Genomic DNA, 22,536 nt, shown 5'->3' with positions numbered 1-22,536 from the left:
CGCTAATCATAAATCAATTATAAATTCAGGAGAATCCCACTCCTTTTACATTTAGGGTCGTATTCTGACCTATACCTTCTTTCAGCCCCTCTTCAATGTTATAATACATTACATATTTCACCTATAATTATTTTAATTTTTAGCTTATAACTTACATTTGATGATATCGTTGTTGAAAAATCCACTATAAATCTAGTCTTCCGGAGGGATTTCATGTACAAGCTTATGATTGTAGAGGATGAACCGTTAATACGGACGGGATTAAAACATTACTTTTCGTGGCAGGAGCTTGGTGTTCAGAGTATTGTTGAAGCGGAGAATGGAAAAGAAGGCGTCGCTACCGCACTACGTGAGCAGCCAGATTTAGTGATCACTGATATTCGCATGCCCGAAATGGATGGTCTTCAGATGATAGAAGAGCTTCGCCAATTCCTTCCTGATACTTTGTTTATTATTTTGACAGGATTTAATGATTTCGAATACGCTCAACGAGCCATTAAACTTGGGAGTGTGCATGCTTTTTTGCTCAAACCTCTGGAATATGAAGAAAGCCTAACCGTGATTCAAGAATGCATGAACAAGCTGCAACTTAAACAACAAGAACAAAGGAAACGTTCTACTCTGGAAGGCTCACAACTTATAAAGCTACTACTCGAAGAAGAACAACCTGCAATTGACACTAATTTGATCGCTGAATTATGTAATTTTAAAAGTAAACATTATCTGTATCTCCCTTTTGTTTTGGCAGGTTTCCCTATCAGAGAAACACCTTCACCATCCACAAGGTGGATGCGAGAACAGGCGACTAAGTTCATACATCTTGCAACGGAGGCCTATCTCCCGGCGAGTCTGCCACGATCTATTTTTACATATGCTGCTAAATCCAAACTCTACGGGCTAATAGTCATGGGATCACAGACTGCAACGAGCATTGTCCCTTTTGAGACCCAAGTACTTACTGAACTCGATCAGCATTTGAACAAGCTTACGTTAGAACATCATCTTGCCCTTTATCTTGCCATAGGTACAGTGACGAACGAACTGTCTCAAATCACTTCATTACTTCACGAGTCTGAAAAGCTGTTATATCAACGCTTCTATCAGAATGAACAGAATATATTCCATATCTCTTCCATAAAGGCAGGCGCCACAGCTACTAAACCAATGCTTATCCAACTAGATGACAACGATAAGAAACGAATAATCTCCTGCATCGAAAATGCCAATAAACAAGAAATTCTACAATTAATGCAACGATTGGCACAAGATATTTTGCATAAAGCAGATGGCCCTTCACCTGATCTATGGCTTGCGTATGTACAAGAAATCATAAGTGTCATTATCCGCTTCGCTAATAAAAACCACATTCATAGGGATGGTGTGTACAGCGATAAACTATTAAACCTTACTTTTGTTGAGGATTTTCACTCCCTTGAGGTCATGTTCGAGTGGCTGGGGAATTGGATGGTTCATCTGGGGAACATATATACCGAAGGTCTGACGGATAACCATCAGCAGGATGTGATTATCTTTGAACATATTAAATCCTTCATTAGAGCTAATATTGATCAAGATATTACTCTACAAATGGTAGCGGATCGCTTTTTCTATAACCCTTCTTATTTAAGCCGTCTGTTCAAAAGAAAACTCGATAAGAACTATATGCGATTTGTAACCGAAATCCGTATGGAATACGCGCAGGAATGCTTAAAAAAACCGGAAATTCTAGTGACCGATGTCTGCACAATGTGTGGTTACAAGAGCTATAAGCATTTCGTTAAAACGTTCCGGCTCTTCACCAACATGACCCCATCAGACTATAGAAAACAATCGGGGTGGTAAGCAAAATGATGCAAATAAACCAGCCAAAAAAACGCTATCGGATGCGGCATGTCAATCGGCAGATTTTTGTGCTGATGATCCTGACCATTACTATTCCTTTGCTGATTATATCCGCGATTATCTATATTTTTTCAAATCAAGCCGTCAAAAATGAATATCAAAGCAGCTCTAATCTCATCCTTAATAATCTTTCTTTCAACATCGACCAGTATCTGCAAAGTATTGAAAAAGGGACCCTTAATGCCCAGGTAGATAGTCAATTACAAACCGCTCTCGAGCATTGGACTATCAACAAAGATAATATCGGGAATGATCTAAGTATTCAGTATGGAAACACGATTGAACAGTTCATCAGCGGGATTGAAATGACGATTAAAAATGTCGACAGTGTGCAGATTTTCGCGGGGTCACGTGTATTCTACTCCGCCAATTTCAATCGTGCGGATTATGATGTGAAGGACTACACCCAAGAGGATTGGTATTTACAGACGCAGCAAAAAAAGGGGGGCGTAATCCTGTTTGGAAGTCATCTCCCCTTCTATCGCACCAATTCCAAACAATCCGTCATCTCCATCGCCAGAGTCATTAATAAAAAAGGAAGCAAGCAGCCCTTAGGTGTCATGTTAATCGATATCCGGCTGGATTCATTACGGGAAATCTTAAAGCTGTCCGAGAATAGCAAGCGGAAATTTATTATTTTAGACGATAAGGGGGGCAACGTTTACAGCTCAGATTCATTGGAGACGAGTCCTTTAGAGCCAGTCCCTATCGACAAACAGGCGCTTAACACTTTTATGAACAATGACGCCGGGAGCTTATATGGTACTTTTGATGACAAGGATTCGTACATTAATTTTGTTACCTCTCCTTACTCCAACTGGAAGGTCATTCAATATATTGATGAAAAAGAGATGACTAAGCAGGCTTCTTTTCTTGGCAAAATCATTTTAACCTTGGCGCTCTTATCGCTTGTCACTGCACTCTTATTTATGTATATCCTCTCTGAACGCGTAACCAAACCTATTATTCTGTTAAGCCGGAAGGTGAAGCTGGTGGGGATGGGGAATTTCGATGTGGATTTGTACAGTAATCGTCAAGATGAATTTGGGGTTCTATATAATGGAATTCGTAAGATGGTTAAGGATTTGCAAAACTATATTGAGCGATCTTCGATGGCCAAGGCTCAACAAAAAGTAGCCCAGTATGGTGCGCTCAAAAGCCAAATCAATCCGCATTTTCTGGCAAATGTCCTTGAATCTATTCAAATGAAAGCCATCATCAATGGACAAAGAGAGATTGGCGAGATGGTGGGGATCGTGGGCAGATTGTTTCGGATTCATATCCAGACTGGGAAAATCACCGTTACCCTGCGCGAAGAACTTGAGCATGTCCGGCTATATGTGAAGATTCAGCAGTTGCGTTTTGGGGATAAATTACAGTACATGGAGCAGCTAGATCCGCAATGCGAGATCGTTAAGGTCATGCACTTCTCCTTGCAGCCCATCGTAGAGAATGCTATCGTACATGGCCTAGAAAGCCGCAGTGAACCAGGTCTGCTTGAGGTATCCTCGGTGATATCGGGGGAGGATATGCTGATTATCGTTAAAGATAACGGCATTGGCATCGAGGAAGAGAAACTTAAGCAGCTGCGTTTCCGTCTCTCTCAACCCTCAGATACCTTAGATGAAGAACATATTGGCATTAAAAATGTTCATGATCGCATTCAATTTCATTTTGGCGAAAAATATGGAATTGAAATTTCCAGTTACGTAGGTGAAGGAACGACAGTGATCATCCGACTTCCCGTGTAATCCTAGACATTTTGCTCAGTAATGCCTAATTCAGGATCAAAGGTGAGCATTTTCGTCGCTATTTTATCAATAAAAAACCGATCATGACTAACTGTTACTACAGCGCCAGGAAAATGAATCAACGCCTGCTCCATCACCTGAATACTGGTTAAATCCAAATGGTTAGTGGGCTCATCTAAAATAATGACAGCAGCTCCGGAGAGAAGGCATTTCGCTAAAGCCACTCTGGCCTGCTGTCCGCCTGAAAGGCTGCCAATCGTTTTACTCAGATCCATTTCCGAGAATTGCAGCATCGCTAGAAATTTATTCACCTTCTTCCGCGGTGCGTCCAGTCCCAGTCCATAAACATTTACGGCATGGCTGACGGTATCTTTATGATCCAGCTCATCCCACATCTGATTAAAGTACGCATAACCGACCCCGCGTTCCCAAGTCACTTCCCCCGATTCCGGTGCTTCTTGTCCAGTCAGTACCTTGATGAGTGTCGACTTTCCGCTGCCGTTCGGACCCACGATAGCTATCCGGTCTTCCTTTTGAATATCGAAGCTAATGTTCTGGAAAATGGAGCGGCCATCATAACTTTGTCCAATCCGCTTCACTTCCCCCAGCTTGTCAGGAAAACGTAAATTACTATAAATATCAGTGATTAATACGTTAACTGGATGAGGTTCCACTCGTTTTTTCATATCCGTTAGCTTACGGGATAGACGGTCCTTAGAAGACTTCTTACTACCACGGTTTTCAATGGCCTCGGACTCCATAAGGAGAAGTTCTTCTTCCCACTCAAATTGCCGATCGAGCACTTTTTTACGCATCTTCTTTTTACGAACGTAATCGGTATAATTGCCTTCATATTCCTGAAAATGATAGTTCTCGATTTCTATCGTCCGCGTGACCACTCTGTCAATAAATTGCCGATCATGAGAAACCAGAAGCATCGCCCCATTGAAACGGTGCAGCCACTGCTCCAACCATACGATCCCTTCCATATCCAAAAAATTAGTAGGCTCATCGAGCAATACAACATCGGGCGCTTCAATTAAGACTTTAGCCAGTGCCGCGCGGTTCCTCCAGCCTCCGGATAACTCCTCTACAGGTTGATGCCGCGATCTCTCATCAAATCCTAATTTAGTCAGCACCGTATTGATTTCTACAGATACATTCCAGCCATCCAAATGCTCCATTTGTTCAAAAAGCTCAGCTTGGCGCTCTAAAAGTGCATTCATCTGGACATCATCCGACACCTGCCCAAGCTGTTCTCCTATTTGGTTAAGCTCCTGTTCAATGCGTGCTACCTCTTCGAAGCAAAGTTCTAACTCTTGTTGTACAGACAAAGACCCGGAAAGCTCCGAAAATTGAGAGAAGTAGCTGATCTTCACATTGGGATCTAATTCTACTTTTCCTGCCGTTGGCTCCTCTTTTCCCATGATTAGCTTAAAAACAGTAGATTTACCTGCTCCATTTCGTCCGATTAAGCCAATACGTTCGCCCTTGCTCACACGAAAATAAATATCTCGAAAGATCAATGTATTCTCATATTTCTTAGTTACGTTCTCCATTCGGATTACGCTCAAGTCTATCACTCCTAGTTCGTATAGATCAGAATTCATCGTTGAATACCCAAAAAGCTATTATAGCACTAATTAAAAAAAGGACTTTATAATCATATTATTACTTATATTTATTTCCGATATATGTATTTATATTAATATAAATTTATAAATACATAAGGAGGATTACAATGAGTTTGCTAAAATCATTCAAGAAAAATGCTAGTGTTATTATGTGCATTACCCTGCTCTTTTCTCTTTTTATTGTGTATCCGGCAAGTGCTTCTACCTTCTTCCAAGACCGTTTTGAAGAGGGCGATAATCTATGGACATCCACTAGTGGGAATTGGACTATTGTTGAGGACGAAGGCAACAGCGTATATTACCAGTCTGCCACAAAAGAAGGACGTACTTCTGCAGGTGATCCAGCCTGGAGCGATTACACTGTGGAAGCGGATGTAAAAGTAGTTGATTTTAATGGCTCAAACAGAACTTATATTGCGGGCAGATACATAGATGGAAATAATTTTTATGCAGCTTCTTTGTATAATAATAATGATGGCATGCTGGAAATCAGAAAGAAGGTTTCTGGATCTACTACAACTTTGACCAGCAAACCTTACGCTCTGCAAACAGGAGTTTGGTATAATGTAAAACTCGAAATGAGCGGAAATACCATCAACATGTATGTAAATGATACGCTGGAGCTCTCAGCTTCCGATTCCAAATTAAAAAAAGGTGCAGCAGGGCTCGTTACCTTTAAGACAATTACGATGTTCGACAACGTGACCGTTTCTGACACCATTGGCACTACACCGACACCAATACCTACTGCTACACCATTACCGACTGCTTCACCAACACCTACTGCTACGCCATTACCTACTGCTACACCAACACCGACGGTTACACCGACACCGACTGTTACACCGATACCGACTTCTTCACCAACGCCTACTGCTTCACCGACACCTACTGCTACGCCGATACCGACTGCTTCACCAACACCAACTGCTACGCCGATACCGACTGCTTCACCAACACCAACTGACATGCCGACACCGACTTCTTCACCAACGCCTACTGCTACGCCATTACCGACTGCTTCACCAACGCCTACTGCTATACCGACACCGACTGCTTCACCAACGTCGACACCGGTTCAGGTTAGTGAATATGATTTGGCTGGGTTTGCCACAGGAACAACAGGTGGTGGAAATATCCAAGAAACCAGTCCACTCTATAAAAAGGTATATACCGCAGAAGATCTTGCCACTGCACTGAGAAAAGGATCCAAAATAAAGGTTATTGAAATTATGAACGACTTGGATCTGGGATGGAATGAAATTTCTGATGCAGCAAAGATCTCCCCATTTAGCGCTCATAACAATGCTTTAACACATCCCGTATTAATAGAGACTGGTGTCAGCAAAATGTCTATAGACAACTTCGACGGTTTGACCATTTTCTCTGCTAAGGGTGCAACCATTAAACATGCCGCTTTTACCTTTAAAAGAAGCTCTAACGTCATCATCCGCAACCTTGAATTTGATGAGCTGTGGGAATGGGATGAAGCAACCAAAGGGAATTACGATAAAAACGACTGGGACTACATCACCATTGAAAACAGCAACAACGTATGGATCGACCACTGCACTTTCAATAAATCTTATGACGGAGTTGTTGATGTTAAAAAAGGCAGCAACGGCGTCACCATTTCATGGTCATCCTTCTTAGGGGATGGTAGAAACGCAAACAGCTGGGTTACTCAGCAAATTAATGCTATGGAAGCCAACAAGGCTGCTTATCCCATGTACGCTTATTTAAGAAGCAGCTCAGTTGGCCTAAGTAAAGACGACATCATTTCGATTGCCGCAAGTCAAAAAAAGGGCCATTTAATAGGCGCAACAGAATTTGCAGCTGATAATGCGCTTCTTTCGGTGACGCTCCATCACAACTACTATAAAGATATACAAGACCGCATGCCCCGCCTTCGTAGTGGTAATGCGCATGCCTATAACATTGTAATGGACAACGAAGATACCAGATTGGCTAAAAAACGTCTAACCTCCGCTATGGAAAAAGCGATCTCAAGCAAGGGGTATCATTTCGGGGTTACAAGTAACGGAGCCATCTCGACAGAAGGAGGAGCTGTATTACTTGAAAGTTCTGTAATCATTGATGTAGTGTATCCTCTTCGCAACAATCAAGCGGATGCAAGTAATAGCAAATATACGGGTGCAATCGCAGCTTTAGATACGATCTATTCACTTGATGGAGCAACATTCAGAGGAGACAGTACAGCAAAGAACAGCCCTCTCTCCCCTGCACCCGCTGCCGTTAAAGCATTTGCATGGAACGGATTCACAACACTACCTTACAGCTACACTTCAGAGGACCCAGCTAGTCTAAAATCCAGACTTACCGCTGTTAACGGCTCAGGGGCAGGCAAATTGTCCTGGTCAAACGAGGAATGGTTGAAAACAAATTACAGCAACTAACTCGACTAACTAATTACTGAACACATATCCCATTACTACAACGAGAAAAGTTACTAACTTAGTTGTCACACTAGCGCCACCTTTGCACCAAATTAGCGACATATTAGTGATACTAGCGCCATATTAGTGCTACTACCGCCATATTAACGCCACATTAGCACCACATTAGCACCACATTAGCACCACATTAGCACCACTTTTGTACCGCCGAAATTGCTCAGACGCTCAGACAGTGATTTTACAGTTTAGAGTGTAATATTTACGAGGTCAGACGACGATTTTAGTTTACAGTACAGTATTTACGAGGTCAGACGACGATTTTACAGTTTATAGTGCAGTATTTACGAGGTCAGATGGTTCGGACTCAGGAGCCCTTATTTCGAAGAATCCGGGCATTTCGCAGTGCTATCGGACTCAGATGCAGCTATTCAACCCGATATGCTCAATTTTGGTGTGGATTTAGACCAATAAGAGCTATGCAGTCCGAAAACTAAGCAAATTGGTCCAAAAAGCGAAAATAGCTGCAATACGGTCCGTTAGGAGTGTTAAGCGCCTGAGGAGCGTTATAAATTAGTTGCCACATTAGCAACTCTTTTGTACCGCACTAATGCCACACTAACGCCACTTTTGTACCGTCAAAATAGCTAAGACGCTCAGACGACGATTTTACCGTTTACAGTGCAGTATTTACGAGGTCAGACGACGATTTTACCGTTTACAGTGCAGTATTTACGAGGTCAGATGATTCGGACTCAGGAGCCCTTATTTCGAAGAATCCGGGCATTTCGCAGTGCTATCGGACTCAGATGCAGCTATTCATCCCAATATGCTCATTTTTGGTGTGGATTTAGACCAATAAGAGCTATACAGTCCGAAAACTAAGCAAAATGGTCCAAAAAGCCGAAATAGCTGCAATACAGTCCGTTAGGAGTGCTAAGAGCGTGAGGAACATGAGGAACATGAGAAACGTGAGGTGCGTTATTAACTTAGTTGCCACATTAGCGCCACCTTTGCACCAAATTAGCGACATATTAGTGCTACTAGCGCCATATTAACGCCACATTAGCACCACTTTTGTACCGCCGAAATCGCTCAGACGCTAAGGCGGTGATTTTACCGTTTACAGTGCAGTATTAGCGAGGTTAGACGACGATTTTACAGTTTACAGTGCAATATTTACGAGGCCAGATGGTTCGGACTCAGGAGCCCTTATTTCGAAGAATCCGGGCATTTCGCAGTGCTATCGGACTCAGATGCAGCTATTCAACCCAATATGCTCAATTTTGGTGTGGATTTAGACCAATAAGAGCTATGCAGTCCGAAAACTCAGCAAAATGCTCAAAAAAGCTAAAATAGCTGCAATACAGTCCGTTAGAAGTGTTACGCGCGTGAGGAACATGAGAAACCTGTGAAACGTGAGGAGCCTGTGAAACGTGAGAAGCCTGTGAAACGTGAGAAGCCTGTGAAACATGAGAAGCCTGAGGAACATGAGAAGCCTGAGGAACATTAAGCGCCTATAGCCCCCGTGAGGAGCATTATGCACATACAGTCCCGATAGGAGCATCAGGAGTTTGTTCTCATTTAACAAGTGGCGTGTTTGGTGTTAAAAGGTAACTCGCAAAGTTAGTATAATGTCCCAACAATAACAAAAAGGCCGCAACCAGCGGCCTTTTTCTATATTACAACTCCCAACGCATATTCACTAATATCGCTTACCGCTCATTTTTTCAGAATATCAATATACTCTTCTTTCTCTCGATCTGCCCCCGCATTAAGTTTCAGTCGCAGTGACTTCGGGTGATCCAACACATTACTGCTGAAGTAACTTATAAATCCATCATCAGATCCACTACCAGAATTCGGATTAATTTTAATGTCGTGCTTCCCAATCTGCGCTGTTAATTCATAGGGGAGCTTTTGAAACAGTTCATTTCGGACGATCCAATCCGTTTTCAATTCCTCATTTATCGTAAATTTGAGCGCTATGCTTAACGGAGAAAGCTCGACTTCGGCTAGTTTTACTTCCTGTCCGTCAATTATGAAGGGGTGGTCTACAACTAATGTCTCCGTCTTCTGCTCCCAAAACTTAGGATCAATAGAGAAGTTCACTTTTAAACGATCAGAATACCGCATGTCGGATAAAACCGTTCCTGTTTTCGGTTTACTTAACATTCCCGGGTCTACAGAGGCAATCTGAAAATCCGCCACTACGTCTGTTGGCCTTGGTTTATTTCGGTCCAGTGAGAATACAGTTTTACCGAGCCAAGTATATATGGTTCCCTCTGCGTGTGCTCCCATTCCGCCCCTATTCCCATTCTCCTCCATTACGTCTCGTCCAGTTTCAGCATCTGTCAGCTTCACACTATTTACACTGTACACTTCCTGACCATCACTTGTTGTCCCTGTATACAGCAGCATGATTTTATTTTCATCAGCAAGCACAGCATTTAGCGTAATTTTATATCCATTTGATTCAGCACTCTTATTAACGATTTGTACATAATCATTCCGGATTGCAGACTCTAGTGTAAGAGCATCAATATCAGCTGCAGCCAATGTTTTAAAAGGCTCCAATACGCCCCAATCAAACGTTTCAACACTCGAAGTCCCTTGCTGTGGCAACAGCTGGGTTGGATTGAAGAACAGCAAGCCCGCTATCATCACTGCAGCCGCCAGCACAGACATCGCGCTTTTTGTGAACATTAACCTTCTGCCACGTTTCTTGCCTAATTCCAAACCTGCTTGGATCGCATAGATCTGAGCGGCTGCATTCTCTATTTTTTGTTCTTGTGGGATATGTCCGGCATCGCTTAACATGGCTAGCTCCTCTTGACTACTCATTGTTCCATTCACCCCGATTCTTTATGATGGTTCGCAACTGCTTGAGCCCCTTATGCTGCCAAGTCTTAACCGTCCCCTCGGGTTTATTCATAATGTTAGCGATCTCAGTCAAGGTCATATCATTGTAGTATTTTAGCAGCAGCACATGGCGATACTTGGGCTTAACCTGCTCGAGTGCCCACAGCATTTCCATCCGATGATGGCCAATGTGTGTGACCTGTTCTCCTATTCTTTCATCTACCAGCGGCATGGAACGTTTTCTTCGTCTTTGTTCATCTATACAGACATAAATTAGAATGCGAATAATCCATGATTTGAATGCTTTGGGGTCCTTTAAAGTTTTTCTTTTAATCCAAGCCCGGCAAGTCATTTCCTGCATCGCTTCCAGCGCATCGTTTCGGTTCCGCAAGTAACTATAAGCAATACTGTACAATTGTTCTCTATGTACCAATATCGAATCGTAAAAATCCGTCTCGCTCCGAGTATCAAGAATCGTTACTTTTTTCATTTCTGCATTAGTCATCGTCATGTCCTTCCTTAGCCTCCTCTCTTCAACCTTTCATAGATTAAGACGGGGGAGGTATAGAAACGGTTTTTATTTCGTTTTTCTTTTTTTGCTCAAAGCTCTCTAAATTATAGCATTCTATAAAAATTGAATGAAAAATGTTATGATAGGTTAAATTGGACATAATCAATAGTACGCACTCAAAAGTGCCATAGGTGCTAAAAAGTACCCATACCTTGGAGGTTATCATGACAACAACATCTACAACAACTATCAAGAAAAAATACAATATTTCTGTTGAAGCCACACTAGAGGTCATCGGAGGGAAATGGAAATGCGTAATTCTATGTCATTTAACTCATGGCAAAAAACGCACCTCTGAGTTAAAACAGTTGATGCCCGGCATTACTCAAAAAATGTTAACCCAGCAGCTACGCGAGCTTGAGGCAGACGGAATCATCAACCGAATTGTTTATAATCAGGTTCCACCAAAAGTAGAATACGAGCTTAGTGAATATGGTGATAGTTTAAGCGATATTTTGACTGCATTATGTAATTGGGGAGAACAACATATCATTAAGCAATACGGTGATAAATACGCTGTTTTAGAGGATAACATCTTAAATAAATAAACCGCTATATCAAGAAAATGGTTGGAGATTTATGCTGCGAGAGTTGGACTTCAATTATACGCCCACGAAAAAAGGACAGCTGAATCAGATCGATTCAACTGTCCAAAGCTTTAATTCACCCGTCCCTTGAATGGCGCACAGGAACATAACTTAAATTACGCCCTCTCCTCCAATAGCAGTTGCTGTGAATGATATGGGTCCAAATAGATTAATAGGCAAGTTGCTATCATTCTGAATTACCAATTCATAGTTGTGGACTCCAATATAAGCACCATCGACCCACTGAGCACTTAATTGAATATCAGTAATTGTAGTAAAACGATAAAAGGATCTATAAATATCGACTCCAGCTCGTCGGATGATAACAAGAAATTGGCTATTAGCAAGTGCAGTAAGACTAAAACTTCCATTTAACTCGACTCTACTGGAGAAAGAAGCCGGATTAGCCGGACTAATATTTACTTGCGCTGTAGCTAAACCCGCTCCAGCTCCAGGAATCCCTGCAACCGTTATAGCAGTAGTAAACGGATCTAACGGGATTTTTGCCTGTGACCCATAACTTATTATTGTCGCCATTTATCATCACTCCATTTCAAGGTTATAGAGTAGTATATTGTGAATCCATAATGATAGATTGGACTTAATTCCTGATGATTATATACATTTAAGGTATACTTTGCTAGATCATATAAACCTAGATACCTCGTCAATCACCATACGATTTCTACTCATTGACAACATCCCTGTTCAGAATTACAATAATTCACATATCATGAACAACGATGACAAAGGGTAAGTAGACAGACGAACATGGTCTTCAGAGAGCCGGTGGTAGGTGCGAACCGGTGACCAGCGTATGCTCGAATGGCCTTTATAGTTGTTTTTCCGAACTATCTTAATGGATGCAGTAGGGAAAACCGGGGTTCCCGCCGTTATCAAGGGACCTGTATCGAGAATAAATTCAACCTCTCCGTACAGGTAAGAGAAGATCGAAAGCCAAGAATCGTAAGGTGACACGATCATTTAAGGTGGTACCACGACAACTTCGTCCTTATTGGATGAGGTTTTTTTGTCATTTAAAGGAGGTGATGGCCATGGATGATGGCTGGTGGTGGCGACTCGAGTGTAACCAAATGCTAAATAACAGGAGGAATTTATATGATGAACGAACGTGTCTTAACTGGAGATCGAGTGACTGGAAAGCTTCACCTTGGCCATTACGCCGGCAGCTTGCAGACCCGAGTAGCCCTTCAGGAGCAATATGAAACTTTTGTGTTTTTAGCGGATATTCAAGCCCTAACGACCCATTTTGATCGTCCACAGCTGCTGGGTCAACATCTGCATGAGATCACACTGGACTATTTATCTGCGGGTATAAATCCGGAGAAAACAACTATATTTATTCAATCGATGATCCCTGAAATCGCAGAGCTGACCCTCTTGTTCTCTATGTTTGTTACTGTGAATTCTTTACGGCATAATCCCACGATTAAAGCCGAATCGAAAAATTCGAGCTTAGATGAATTGTATTACGGTTTTCTTGGTTATCCAGTTAGTCAGACTGCTGACATAACATTTTGTAAAGCAACGATCATTCCTGTAGGGGAAGACCAGCTCCCTCATCTGGATTTAACCCGCAAAATCGTCCGCAGATTCAACGAGCTGTACAGCCCGATACTGGTGGAACCCAGAGCACTGATCAGTGAGACTCCGAGGCTTGTGGGTACGGATGGCAACGCTAAAATGAGTAAAAGCCTTGGCAATGCCATCGAGCTGGACTCCACTAAGGAAGAGATTATCTTTAAGATACGAAAAGCCACAACCGATCCAGCGCGTGTGCATAAAAATGATCCTGGACATCCAGATATCTGTCCTATTTTTGCTTATCATGGTGCTTTTCGCTCAGCGGGGGTAACCGAAATTCGTGAAGGCTGTGAGCGGGGTACCATGGGTTGTTCTGCTTGCAAACAGTTGATTTCGACAGCTCTAGATCAGCTTATAGAACCGATGCGAGAGCGTCGTTCCTATTATGCTACTAAGCCCAAGCTTGTGCAGGAAATCTTAATCTCTGGAACACAGCATGCCCGCAGCATTGCTCAAGAAACAATGGCCGAAGTACGTGAGGCTATGAGTCTTAACTATTTTTCAATCTAAAAATGACCAATATAGGCACTCAAAAAAAGCCGGAATCTCATTGGAAGAGATCCGGCTTTTTTCTTCTCCTTACAACACCCAATTTCCCTTACGGAATACGGGTTCAATCGTGCCGTCCACCAGCTCTCCGTCAATATCCAGCTCTGCTGAACCGATCATAAAATCGACATGAGTTAAGCTGACATTAGCTCCTCTAGCCACAAGCTCTTCGTTCGTAAGCTTTGTGCCGCCTTCAATATTTACAGGATAAGCACTTCCTAGCGCGAAATGGCAGGAGGCATTCTCATCAATCCCTGTATTGTAAAAAATGCGGTTCAAGCGAGAGATTGGAGAATCATGCTGCACTAAGGCTACTTCTCCTAGATAAGATGCACCTTCATCCGTTGCCAGCAGTGAGGTTAAATGTTCGCGTCCGGATTCAGCTTCATAAGCTACGACTTTCCCTTTTTCAAAAGTGAATGAAAGTCCTTCAACTAACCGTCCATTCAAATTAAGAGGGAGCGTGCTTCTAACTGTGCCATTAACGCCAGTACGATGGGGCATGGAATAAATCTCTTCCGTTGGCATATTAGCTACAAAATAAACGCCTTTATCATTCTCACCGCCACCCCCGCGCCATAAATGGCCTTCCGGAAGCTCTACATGCAGATCCGTTCCCGGAGCACGGTAATGCAAGCTTTTATAACGTTTAGCGTTCATTCTGTCCTGACTTTCTTTCAACTGACCAATATGCTCTCTCCAAGCAGCTATCGGATCATTGCTGCCCACACGATTCATCTGGAATACAGCTTCCCACATCGCCTCTACCCGCTCTTCTTCAGGAAGATCGGCAAAAACCTTGTTCGCCCAAGCACGTGTTGGCGCTTTGACCAGAGACCAGCTGATTTTGCTGTTCCGAGTATATTTGGAGTAGTTCTTGCGAGCAACAGCCGCTGCTTTGACTGCTCTAGATACCTTAGAAGAATCAATGCCATTAAACAGTTCAGGATCAGGTACTTTAATATGTAAGATGGCACCATTCTCTTCCGCGAATTTCTCCATCATCTCAGCCTGCCACTGTGGATAGTAATCGAAAGAATCCTCTGGGGCTTTTTCATAACGGATCCGTGTAGTTGCTTCATCGTCCCAGTCAACAATTACATATTTAGCTCCCGCTTCATAGGCTTTCGCTACAATCAAGCGAGTAAGTTCTGCGGTTTCTATCGGTGCATGTACCATAAGGACTTGTCCAGGCTGTACATTTACTCCTACTTTTACAACTAGGTTCGCATATTTCTCCAGCATTACTTCAAAATCTTTCATGAATTCTCTTCCTCCATCTCTAGGGTTGCTATAAGGACTCGGTCAGCTTCACTTCTTATTTTAACGCAAAACGAGGATAGTTGCGATTCGATTTAGATTCTCAGCTACTTCACTTCAGGTATTTCGCCTGTATAGACACCTAGATCATTCTTATGAATCTCTACATTGGACGTTCCGATCTGCTTATCATTATGGTAAGCAATCACTGTGATCTTGGTATCCTGAGGTTCATCTATTTGCTTATTCTCCCCATCCATTGGACTCCAATAAATTTGATCTCCAGATTTGATTTTCAGCTCAAGACCTTTGTTATGCACCTTGTAGTCAGGGGGGTTCCATAACAATAAATTGCCGGATGTAGCCTGTATCTTAATAACATCCGCCCCTTCAGCAGTTATAAGTATATGTAATCCTGGAGCACTACTATCAGTCACCCTGTATTCCGTTGTTGGGAACATAACATCCGGTTTCACCTCAAGTGATTGATTATTATGCCGCAAAATAAAGAAGAAAAAAAGTAAAATCGTTAAGCCCATGACGCCTCCGATGATTATTTTTTTCACTATTCAACCTCCCTTCCACCCTAATACTGTAACATATTTCCTTAATTTGGACAGTTATGAGCCAAATAAAGCGGCTCCCGCGAGGAACCGCTCACTTCAATCCCTATTTTTTATCCACCTGTAACAGTGTCACTGTCTTCAAAGCATAAGTATGCATGATTTTATCCTCTGAAATTACATTCAACTTGGTCAAGCTTGCCACCTTTGCCGGATCTGATTTGGAGAGCAAACGCCACACTTCGGGGTCTGATAAGGTCTCATATAACTTTGCATCATCATATTCTTTGCGGTTTTGCACGACCAGCTTCACTTTATAGCGGCCAATTTCAGTCTCGGTGGTTTCCTGCTCACTACAATAATTTAAAATATCCTGACGAAGCTCGGCCAATTCTTTTTCAATATCCTTTTGCTTTTGCTTGAGCCGATAATACTGCTGAACCTTTTTCTCCATCCACTTCACGCTCCTTCATAGACATATGTATGCCGGAAACGTTGGATAAATTAGTTGAGTTCCCTATCATAAAAACTTATAATGAGCCGGGGATAGCTAATTTCCAAGTAGAGTAAAATTTCTTATAAAAACAATTCCACGGCAGGTGACTTATGTTTCATTCGTACTTTTTTCCAATTTCGTATGCGTTCATGATGTTTCCAATAGCAGCGCTGGTCTTCACACTACCTTTTCTTATCGTACAATACCGCAGACATGGCTATATACATAAGCTTAGAGCTATAATCCTATATCTGCTGCTGCTCTATCTGATGAACGCTTATTTTCTTGTCTTGCTTCCTTTTCCATCCTCCCGGCACAATGCTGCACCTTCTGGGAGTGTCGTCCAATTCATTCCCCTTCAGTTTATTCAGGATATTGTGGATGGATCGTCAATCATCCCTGAACAAATCTCGACCTACTGGTCATTACTGCGTGAGCCTGCATTTTTACAGGTCATTTTTAACGTTGCATTGACCGTACCGTTTGGAATGTTTCTGGGCTATTATTTTCGTACACGCTGGGTCGTGTGCATTCTACTATCCTTTGCCTTTTCCTTGACCTTTGAGATCACGCAGATTACAGGAATTTATGGTTTCTTCGATCATCCTTACCGTCTTTTTGATGTCGATGATCTCATTACCAACACAATCGGAGGGATTTTTGGATTTCGAATTTCCATTTGGATCTCCGGGCTATTGCCACGTATAGAACAACTGGATACAAACATTGACCGCTCTGCCAAAAGAGTCTCCTATACCCGCAGAGGAATAGCTTTTCTAATCGATAGTATGGTGTGGAGCATCGGGTTTGGGGTACTCTTCGGATTCGATATAAAAGCTGCCTTCTGGATTGTAACTGGTATTTACTTCATGCTTGTTCCGGCTCTCACGGGCGGACGGACCTTAGGGAAATGGATGGTGCGGATTCGGGTGAAGAGCAGCGGGAATCATGCTTTTTTCTGGGCTCTGATGATCAGATATGGCCTGCTATATTGGGTGCTGCTTGGGATTCACGCTCTTTTGCTTGATTCCGCCCTTCTAGGGAATCTTTCCTCCGTATGGAATATGCTTATTCATCTGTTTGTTCTATTGATAGACTTGGCTTTCTTTATTCATTTAGTCATTAGTATATTCAAAAAAGAAACTCAGCTAATATATGAGAAACTAAGTCGAACTTCTCATGTTATTTCTTGGCCAGAGAAACGGCTCCAATCTGATGTATCCAGCAACAGCCCTGTAGAAAGCTAAACTAGTTATTTTTTAAATGGTATTTTTACATTGGAAATTATTATAGAATTAGGAGGTGAGCATTCTCAAAATTTAGGAGATGAGCGTATGGAAACTACAAGCAGCTTGCAGTTATCTAGAAGTCTTCCAGAAGAACAGGGGATTTCATCAACCGCAATATCCTGCTTTATTAGTGCAGTAGAAGAACAAAATTTAGGCCTGCACAGCTTTATGCTATTACGACATGGTTATGTGGTCTCTGAAGGCTGGTGGGCTCCTTACAGGTCCGTTCTTCCGCATATGTTATTTTCCCTTAGCAAAAGCTTCACCTCAACCGCAATCGGGTTTGCTGTTACTGAGAAACTTGTCACCCTCGATGATTCTGTCCTCTCCTTTTTCCCTGAAGAGGCTCCTTCGATTATCACGGAGAATCTATCCAATATGACAATCAGACATCTATTGATGATGGGTACCGGGCATGTCGTGGATACTATGGACACCCTTCGCAAAAGTACCGACGGGAATTGGGTGAAAGCTTTCTTCTCCGTCCCCGTCGAGAAACAACCGGGTACACATTTCCTATATAATACCGGTGCTACTTACATGCTGGCCGCGATCCTTCAACGGGTTACTGGCCAAACACTGCTAGAATATTTAGAACCGCGCCTCTTCGTTCCTCTGGGCATTCACGGTGCAACGTGGGAGTCTTGTCCACGTAGAATTAACACAGGGGGATTTGGCTTAAACATTACAACCGAGGATATCGCTAAATTCGGCCAGCTATACTTACAAAAAGGAATCTGGAATAATCAACGGGTTCTGCCTGAAAAGTGGATTAATGAGGCTACTTCCAAACATATTTCCAATGGCGAAGGTGATCATGACTGGGCAATGGGATATGGGTATCAGTTCTGGCAATGCCAGCACGGTGGCTACCGGGCAGATGGCGCCTTCGGTCAACTCTGTGTTGTGCTTCCGGAGCAAGATGCCGTAATTATTACTACTGCTGCATCAGACAGTATACAAGGAATGTTGAATGCTGTGTGGGAACATCTGCTTCCCGCGATGAAGCCAGCTCCCTTGCCATTAGAGCCGGCTGCTTCAGCCCACTTGGTTGAACAATTAAAGAATTTATCTATCCAACCGCCACAACTGCAGCCCTCTTCATCACAAGAAGAACGAATAAACGGCTTAACCTATAAGCTCGATGACAACCAATTTGCCTTGGACACCTTCTCTATCTCTTTCAATAACAACGAAGCTGCAGTTACTTTACAATTTAAGACTGGAGAGGATTCTGTGATCTGTCTTGGTCGAGGGAAATGGCTCGAAAGCTTCGCACAGGTCATTGATGCTTCCTTGAACCGAATCATGTCCAGCTTTACTTGGGTTGCTGATGATCAGCTACAGCTTACTTTATTGTTTATTGAAATGCCTTTCTGCATAACTCTTGAAATAATCTTACTAGAGAATCAGCTAATTCTTAAACAAAAGTTTAATGTGAATATGGGACCGACTGAATTCCCTGAGATCATTGGCAGACTATAATTCTTAATGAATACAAAAGACCGCTTCGTCCTTTAAAGAGACTTAGCGGCCTTTTAAATATTCGATTCTAATCTGTGAAATCAGCAAGCTTGAGGATGACCGGACAATGATCGCTCCCCATAATGTGGCAATCGATTTGGGCATCCAGCAGATTAGGTGCAAGTCTAGAAGAAGCTAGGAAATAATCAATCCGCCAGCCTACATTCCGTTCTCTCACCTTGGGCATATAAGACCACCATGAATAAACACCTTCAAGCTCTGGATGAAAATATCTAAAGGTATCTATGAAGCCGGACTCCAGCAGCGTACTCATTTTTCCTCTTTCTTCATCGGTAAAGCCAGAGTTTCCGCGGTTAGCTTTAGCATTTTTGATATCAATATCCTGATGGGCTACGTTCATATCGCCGCATACAACGACTGGTTTTAGCTTGTCCAGTTCCAGAAGGTAATTGCGGAAACGGTCCTCCCATTCCATTCTGTAATCCAATCTAGCCAGATCTCGTTTGGCATTTGGTGTATACACATTCACTAGATAAAAATGTTCGAACTCCAGCGTAATAATCCGGCCTTCCGCTTCTTCATCCTCTTCCATTCCGTATCTCACAGAGATCGGCTTGATTTTGGTGAATATAGCTGTGCCTGAATACCCTTTTTTCACTGCATAATTCCAATATTGATAGTATTCTTCACCCTGTTCCAGAACAATCTGCCCTTCTTGCAGCTTCGTCTCCTGAACACAGAAAATATCTGCTTCTACTTCCTTAAAATAATCATCAAACCCTTTTTTAACACAGGCCCGAAGACCATTCACATTCCATGATACCAACTTTATCATTAACGTTTCTCCTTGCATTTTGCTTTAATAGTAACCAGTTTATCATATTACGGCCAGAAATTTATAGAGGGTTAGGGTCATCTTGAGCAGTTCCGCGAATAGATTTATATCCTAATCATTTATTATCCATGATACAATAGCAAAATTGACTCTATACAAATTTTCTAACACGTGAGGTAAAAAAACTTATGAATGCACCAAATCTTTTACGAGGGTTTAACTTTTTGTATTTTGCTCTGCTAGCCATGTTTATTCCCTTTCTGCCAGTCTATCTAAGTGAACAAGGTCTAAGCCCATCGCAAATCGGCTTCATTATTGGAACTGGTGGTTTTGTTACCATCGTTGCCCAGCCTTTATGGGGGATGATCAGTGATAAAACAAAAACCATCCGCAAAGTGCTGTTAGCTCTGCTGTTATGCTCAGCGGTAACCGGATACTTTTTGTTCGATTCCAGCAGTTACGTTGTTCTCATTCTTTTTGCTATGCTGCTGTATTTCTTCTTGATGCCCATTGATCCGCTGACAGAAAGCTTGAATTTCCGAGTCTCTGAGGCGGCTGGAATTAGCTATGGTTCTATCCGTACATATGGTGCGCTAGGTTATGGTGTAATGGCTCTGATTACTGGCTATGTGCTTGGTTTTTTCGGCTCTCATGGAATAGCTCTTCTGTTTGTTGCCATTTGCCTTATAAGCTTTATAGTAAGCTGGAACATGCCAGATGCCCCCGTCACAGGTAAGCCGGTCACGCTGGATAGCCTCAAGCACTTTTTTGGCAACAAAAAGACATTGATGTTTCTGGTGCTCATATTTATTAGCTCTGTACCCGCACGAATGAACGATACATTTATTGGAGTTTATATTCGTGAGCTTGGTGGCAGTCCTCAACTGGTAGGCCAATCATTTTTCCTCGCGGCAATAAGTGAAATCATTGTCTTTGCATTAAGCTTCTGGTGGTTGCGAAAAGGAAAAGAACTGATTATCATATCGATTTCCGGAGCCTTCTATTTCCTTCGTTTCTTGATTTCAGCTTGGATCATTGATCCACACTTGTTAGCGTATTTGCAGATTCTGCAAATTCTTACCTTCCCTGTGTTCTACTCGGCTGCTATTCAATACCTGTACAGCATTGTACCCGAGGAATGGCGTGCTACAGGGCAAACCGTCCTTGCACTATTGTTCTTCGGTGTATCAGGTATCCTGGCTTCTTATGCTGGTGGGGCATTATATGATGCCTTTGGGGGTAAAGCTCTTTACTTAACGATCTCCGCAATGTCGTTTGTCGGCATGCTATTCGGATTGATACTGTATCTGATTTATCGTAAAAAAACGGAATAAGCGTACGAAAATAAACCGGGGATGTCCCAGCCGCTTTCTAAGTGGCTATTGGACATCCCCGGTTTTTTCTATTAAAAAGTGCTAATTCACCATGGCATTCGCTCTAGCATTAATAGATTTTCAACATAGAATATCCTATCAAACGAAAAGGAGGTCGTTACTATGGCCATCGTATTACCGCTTCAATATTTCAATTTAGCCCCTGTCATTGGTAAATCTTATTATGAAAACCTTGCAGGTGGAATTAACGCTGCTGTTACTGTGAACAATAACTCCAACTTCCCAGTAGATTTAGTAATCACTCGTGTGAATGCTCCAGTTATCACATACACGATTCCAGCATTCAATAGCCTTACGCTTGCAGTTCATGCCCTTTTGGTAGCTGCACTCTTAAGCACTCCTGCTGGCACCACATTCGGAACTATTGAAATTTCAACATCAGATTTCTAATAGTGTAGCATTAAGCATCTCTAGCTGGAAGTTCAGCTAGGGATGCTTCTCTATGTGAATCTAGCTTAATCCTTCTATTGTATGCTGCTCCATAAGCTGCTTCAGCTTGGTTTCAGTATTCGAATCTCCCGCAGGAGTATAGATGCTGCAGCGTAAATCTGCACTGCCATGAACCTGCAAAGAGGTTAGATGAAATAACATTTTTCCCGCCTTGGCATGTCTGAATTCTAATAACACATCCGGGGCCGAGCTAACCCGACTTTGCTCCCACATCTCATTAAAAGCCGGATGCAATTCTTTCAATTCCTCTATAAATTCATCATACCAATGATCCTCTACATACTGTCCGTAATACGCTCTGAAGATAGAAAGATAACCGCTGACGAATTGTTCCCAATTCACTGCTAAGCGCCTAAACTCCTTACGAACAAATAACAATCGGATCATATTCCGCTCTTCGATAGGCAGCTTTGAGAAATCAAGAAAAACATGGGCGGCAGCTTCATTCCAACCGACGATTCCGCAACGTCTATCAGAAATTATTGTAGGACAATATTTAAGTTCCTGTAAAATTTTATGCAGCGAAGGACTAATTACAGAAGATTCATCTTGCGGATAGGGTGTGGTTCCGGTTCCAGTTTCTAAAGCCAGTGCAAAAAGATACTTCCGCTCATCTTTAGTCAGCCTAAGTGCAGTGGCAATACAGTCCAAAACAGAGGACGAGACTTTTATATCTCTGCCTTGTTCAAGCCACGTATACCAGGTACTGCTTACCCCTGCAAGCTGTGCAACCTCTTCCCTGCGGAGTCCTGGCGTTCTTCTGCGTGTGCCTTCTGGCAAGCCTACAGCGCTTGGTGAAATTGCCGCACGACGTGCTTTCAAAAAATCGGATAATGCTTGTAATCTTGTTTGATTAGCCATAAGCTACCTCCACTTTGGGATTTCTGTT

Annotated in this window: 18 protein-coding genes, 1 pseudogene and 1 other annotated feature; of the genes and pseudogenes, 10 read left to right on the top strand and 9 right to left on the bottom strand. The window is 42.5% G+C overall.

The features are described from left to right. Nucleotides 1-213 precede the first annotated feature (213 nt). Complete coding sequence (locus tag NSQ91_RS13420) at nucleotides 214-1,842, top strand: response regulator transcription factor (protein WP_076304194.1); 1,629 nt, start codon at nucleotides 214-216, stop codon at nucleotides 1,840-1,842. Nucleotides 1,843-1,847: 5 nt separating this feature from the next. Beyond that, a complete protein-coding gene (locus NSQ91_RS13415) occupies nucleotides 1,848-3,653 on the top strand; it encodes a cache domain-containing sensor histidine kinase (protein ID WP_076304193.1) in 1,806 nt (601 codons plus the stop codon). 2 nt (nucleotides 3,654-3,655) lie between these two features. Here NSQ91_RS13415 and NSQ91_RS13410 read toward each other — a convergent pair whose 3' ends face one another. Beyond that, entirely contained in the window at nucleotides 3,656-5,227 is a 1,572-nt protein-coding gene (locus NSQ91_RS13410) for an ABC-F family ATP-binding cassette domain-containing protein (RefSeq protein WP_076126001.1), read from the bottom strand. A 167-nt stretch (nucleotides 5,228-5,394) separates the two neighbouring features. Between NSQ91_RS13410 and NSQ91_RS32045 the strand changes: the two are divergent. Together NSQ91_RS32045 and NSQ91_RS32040 are read left to right on the top strand one after the other, a co-directional pair. Continuing rightward, nucleotides 5,395-5,988, top strand: a pseudogene (locus NSQ91_RS32045) (LamG-like jellyroll fold domain-containing protein); the annotation flags it as partial. A gap of 267 nt (nucleotides 5,989-6,255) precedes the next feature. Then, the gene (locus NSQ91_RS32040) at nucleotides 6,256-7,704 is read left to right on the top strand and encodes a pectate lyase family protein (RefSeq protein WP_076304231.1); all 1,449 of its coding nucleotides are present in this window, start codon (nucleotides 6,256-6,258) and stop codon (nucleotides 7,702-7,704) included. A gap of 1,719 nt (nucleotides 7,705-9,423) precedes the next feature. Here NSQ91_RS32040 and NSQ91_RS13400 read toward each other — a convergent pair. Continuing rightward, entirely contained in the window at nucleotides 9,424-10,545 is a 1,122-nt protein-coding gene (locus NSQ91_RS13400; RefSeq protein ID WP_340034406.1) for a DUF4179 domain-containing protein, read from the bottom strand. After that, a complete protein-coding gene (locus NSQ91_RS13395) occupies nucleotides 10,538-11,074 on the bottom strand; it encodes a sigma-70 family RNA polymerase sigma factor (RefSeq protein WP_036686352.1) in 537 nt (178 codons plus the stop codon). Before NSQ91_RS13395 ends, NSQ91_RS13400 begins: the two co-directional genes overlap by 8 nt. Nucleotides 11,075-11,298: 224 nt before the next feature. Here NSQ91_RS13395 and NSQ91_RS13390 point away from each other — a divergent pair, with 224 nt between their 5' ends. Further along, nucleotides 11,299-11,682, top strand: a complete 384-nt coding sequence (locus NSQ91_RS13390; protein WP_340918161.1) for a winged helix-turn-helix transcriptional regulator — start codon at nucleotides 11,299-11,301, stop codon at nucleotides 11,680-11,682. Nucleotides 11,683-11,832: 150 nt separating this feature from the next. Here NSQ91_RS13390 and NSQ91_RS13385 read toward each other — a convergent pair whose 3' ends face one another. After that, on the bottom strand, nucleotides 11,833-12,258 hold the full coding sequence (locus NSQ91_RS13385) for a hypothetical protein (RefSeq protein WP_036686349.1): 426 nt from the start codon (nucleotides 12,256-12,258) through the stop codon (nucleotides 11,833-11,835). A 197-nt stretch (nucleotides 12,259-12,455) separates the two neighbouring features. Next, nucleotides 12,456-12,738 (top strand) — a binding site (T-box leader). A gap of 102 nt (nucleotides 12,739-12,840) precedes the next feature. Between NSQ91_RS13385 and trpS the strand changes: the two genes are divergently transcribed. Continuing rightward, entirely contained in the window at nucleotides 12,841-13,836 is a 996-nt protein-coding gene (trpS, locus tag NSQ91_RS13380) for a tryptophan--tRNA ligase (RefSeq protein WP_340918160.1), read from the top strand. Nucleotides 13,837-13,905: 69 nt separating this feature from the next. On the opposite strand, the gene NSQ91_RS13375 is transcribed toward trpS, so the two are convergent. The 3 genes from NSQ91_RS13375 to NSQ91_RS13365 all read right to left on the bottom strand — a co-directional run bounded on the left by NSQ91_RS13375 (nucleotide 13,906) and on the right by NSQ91_RS13365 (nucleotide 16,152). Beyond that, nucleotides 13,906-15,138, bottom strand: coding sequence for an aminopeptidase (locus NSQ91_RS13375; protein WP_340918157.1), 1,233 nt, complete (start codon nucleotides 15,136-15,138; stop codon nucleotides 13,906-13,908). Between the two features lie 104 nt (nucleotides 15,139-15,242). Then, entirely contained in the window at nucleotides 15,243-15,701 is a 459-nt protein-coding gene (locus NSQ91_RS13370) for a hypothetical protein (RefSeq protein WP_076310416.1), read from the bottom strand. A gap of 103 nt (nucleotides 15,702-15,804) precedes the next feature. Further along, complete coding sequence (locus NSQ91_RS13365) at nucleotides 15,805-16,152, bottom strand: hypothetical protein (RefSeq protein ID WP_340918152.1); 348 nt, start codon at nucleotides 16,150-16,152, stop codon at nucleotides 15,805-15,807. 152 nt (nucleotides 16,153-16,304) lie between these two features. Between NSQ91_RS13365 and NSQ91_RS13360 the strand changes: the two genes are divergently transcribed. Together NSQ91_RS13360 and NSQ91_RS13355 are read left to right on the top strand one after the other, a co-directional pair. Then, nucleotides 16,305-17,441: a VanZ family protein gene (locus NSQ91_RS13360; RefSeq protein ID WP_340918149.1), complete on the top strand. Its 1,137-nt coding sequence runs from the start codon at nucleotides 16,305-16,307 to the stop codon at nucleotides 17,439-17,441. 87 nt (nucleotides 17,442-17,528) lie between these two features. Then, nucleotides 17,529-18,968: a serine hydrolase domain-containing protein gene (locus NSQ91_RS13355; protein ID WP_340918145.1), complete on the top strand. Its 1,440-nt coding sequence runs from the start codon at nucleotides 17,529-17,531 to the stop codon at nucleotides 18,966-18,968. A 67-nt stretch (nucleotides 18,969-19,035) separates the two neighbouring features. Here NSQ91_RS13355 and NSQ91_RS13350 read toward each other — a convergent pair whose 3' ends face one another. Next, nucleotides 19,036-19,800: an exodeoxyribonuclease III gene (locus NSQ91_RS13350; protein WP_076279814.1), complete on the bottom strand. Its 765-nt coding sequence runs from the start codon at nucleotides 19,798-19,800 to the stop codon at nucleotides 19,036-19,038. Nucleotides 19,801-19,991: 191 nt separating this feature from the next. Between NSQ91_RS13350 and NSQ91_RS13345 the strand changes: the two genes are divergently transcribed. Both NSQ91_RS13345 and NSQ91_RS13340 read left to right on the top strand, forming a co-directional pair. Next, complete coding sequence (locus NSQ91_RS13345; RefSeq protein ID WP_076183499.1) at nucleotides 19,992-21,137, top strand: MFS transporter; 1,146 nt, start codon at nucleotides 19,992-19,994, stop codon at nucleotides 21,135-21,137. Between the two features lie 162 nt (nucleotides 21,138-21,299). Next, nucleotides 21,300-21,587 carry a hypothetical protein gene (locus NSQ91_RS13340; RefSeq protein WP_076125983.1) on the top strand — a complete coding sequence of 96 codons (288 nt, stop codon included), beginning with the start codon at nucleotides 21,300-21,302 and terminating at the stop codon, nucleotides 21,585-21,587. Nucleotides 21,588-21,647: 60 nt separating this feature from the next. Here NSQ91_RS13340 and NSQ91_RS13335 read toward each other — a convergent pair whose 3' ends face one another. Further along, entirely contained in the window at nucleotides 21,648-22,508 is an 861-nt protein-coding gene (locus tag NSQ91_RS13335) for a helix-turn-helix transcriptional regulator (RefSeq protein ID WP_340918140.1), read from the bottom strand. Nucleotides 22,509-22,536 lie beyond the last annotated feature (28 nt).

This window comes from Paenibacillus sp. FSL R7-0048, assembly GCF_038004505.1.
In the GTDB taxonomy this organism is placed as follows: Bacteria; Bacillota; Bacilli; order Paenibacillales; family Paenibacillaceae; genus Paenibacillus_AQ; species Paenibacillus_AQ odorifer.
Note: the sequence above shows the minus strand (reverse complement) of the source record. Positions and strands in the feature narration are given on the sequence as shown.

What these genes read in the sequence shown, in the direction of transcription:
- NSQ91_RS13420 (WP_076304194.1), top strand. Translation starts at nt 214, where the DNA reads ATGTACAAGCTTATGATTGTAGAGGATGAACCGTTAATACGGACGGGA.
- NSQ91_RS13415 (WP_076304193.1), top strand. Translation starts at nt 1,848, where the DNA reads ATGATGCAAATAAACCAGCCAAAAAAACGCTATCGGATGCGGCATGTC.
- NSQ91_RS32040 (WP_076304231.1), top strand. Translation starts at nt 6,256, where the DNA reads ATGCCGACACCGACTTCTTCACCAACGCCTACTGCTACGCCATTACCG.
- NSQ91_RS13400 (WP_340034406.1), bottom strand. Translation starts at nt 10,545, where the DNA reads ATGAGTAGTCAAGAGGAGCTAGCCATGTTAAGCGATGCCGGACATATC.
- NSQ91_RS13395 (WP_036686352.1), bottom strand. Translation starts at nt 11,074, where the DNA reads ATGACGATGACTAATGCAGAAATGAAAAAAGTAACGATTCTTGATACT.
- NSQ91_RS13390 (WP_340918161.1), top strand. Translation starts at nt 11,299, where the DNA reads ATGACAACAACATCTACAACAACTATCAAGAAAAAATACAATATTTCT.
- NSQ91_RS13385 (WP_036686349.1), bottom strand. Translation starts at nt 12,258, where the DNA reads ATGGCGACAATAATAAGTTATGGGTCACAGGCAAAAATCCCGTTAGAT.
- trpS (WP_340918160.1), top strand. Translation starts at nt 12,841, where the DNA reads ATGATGAACGAACGTGTCTTAACTGGAGATCGAGTGACTGGAAAGCTT.
- NSQ91_RS13375 (WP_340918157.1), bottom strand. Translation starts at nt 15,138, where the DNA reads ATGAAAGATTTTGAAGTAATGCTGGAGAAATATGCGAACCTAGTTGTA.
- NSQ91_RS13365 (WP_340918152.1), bottom strand. Translation starts at nt 16,152, where the DNA reads ATGGAGAAAAAGGTTCAGCAGTATTATCGGCTCAAGCAAAAGCAAAAG.
- NSQ91_RS13360 (WP_340918149.1), top strand. Translation starts at nt 16,305, where the DNA reads ATGTTTCATTCGTACTTTTTTCCAATTTCGTATGCGTTCATGATGTTT.
- NSQ91_RS13355 (WP_340918145.1), top strand. Translation starts at nt 17,529, where the DNA reads ATGGAAACTACAAGCAGCTTGCAGTTATCTAGAAGTCTTCCAGAAGAA.
- NSQ91_RS13345 (WP_076183499.1), top strand. Translation starts at nt 19,992, where the DNA reads ATGAATGCACCAAATCTTTTACGAGGGTTTAACTTTTTGTATTTTGCT.
- NSQ91_RS13340 (WP_076125983.1), top strand. Translation starts at nt 21,300, where the DNA reads ATGGCCATCGTATTACCGCTTCAATATTTCAATTTAGCCCCTGTCATT.
- NSQ91_RS13335 (WP_340918140.1), bottom strand. Translation starts at nt 22,508, where the DNA reads ATGGCTAATCAAACAAGATTACAAGCATTATCCGATTTTTTGAAAGCA.